Below are 599 nucleotides of genomic sequence, written 5' to 3'. Positions count from 1 at the left end.
GGCATCGGCTTCGACCGCCTGAAGCGCGTAGCGCAAACCGGCGTAGACGGCATTGCCCTCGGCTATCTGACCCACAGCAGCCGCTCGTTGGACATAGGTTTGGATTTCGTGGCGTAAATTTTGCCGAAGACAGCGGCGCAGAAAGAAATCCATTCAAAAACGCCCGTTTCGTCATTCCCGCACAGGCGGGGTAAAGATGACGAAACGGGCGTTTTCTGGAGCGGATTAAAATTGCAATGATAAGGCGTTGCCAACGCCATTATGGACTTTAGCTAAATTATAGTGGATTAACTTTAAACCCGTACGACGTTGCCTCGCCTTGCCGTACTATCTGTACTGTCTGCGGCTTCGTCGCCTTGTCCTGATTTAAATTTAATCCACTATACATAGAAACCTTATGCCGTTATTCCCGCGCAGGCGGGAATCTAGAAATTTGAAATCATGGCAACTTTGTAAATTTTTCTGAAACCCCGAAATCGAGATTCCCTCCCGCGTGGGAATGACGGCATGGGCAAATTATCAAACCCACCTCTGCAATGCCTCCAAGGTCGTCTGAACGTCCTTTCAGACGACCCCTTCTTACATTTTCAGCTAAAATA

General features: G+C 48.7%; 1 pseudogene. It reads left to right on the top strand.

What is annotated here, in order from left to right:
- Positions 1–117, top strand: a pseudogene (locus ACTHTU_RS11160) (carboxylating nicotinate-nucleotide diphosphorylase); the annotation flags it as partial.
- Between the last annotated feature and the right edge of the window lie 482 nt (positions 118–599).

The sequence above is a fragment of the Neisseria sp. P0020.S005 genome (assembly GCF_051957055.1).
GTDB classification, from domain to species: Bacteria; Pseudomonadota; Gammaproteobacteria; order Burkholderiales; family Neisseriaceae; genus Neisseria; species Neisseria subflava_A.
Note: the sequence above shows the minus strand (reverse complement) of the source record. Positions and strands in the feature narration are given on the sequence as shown.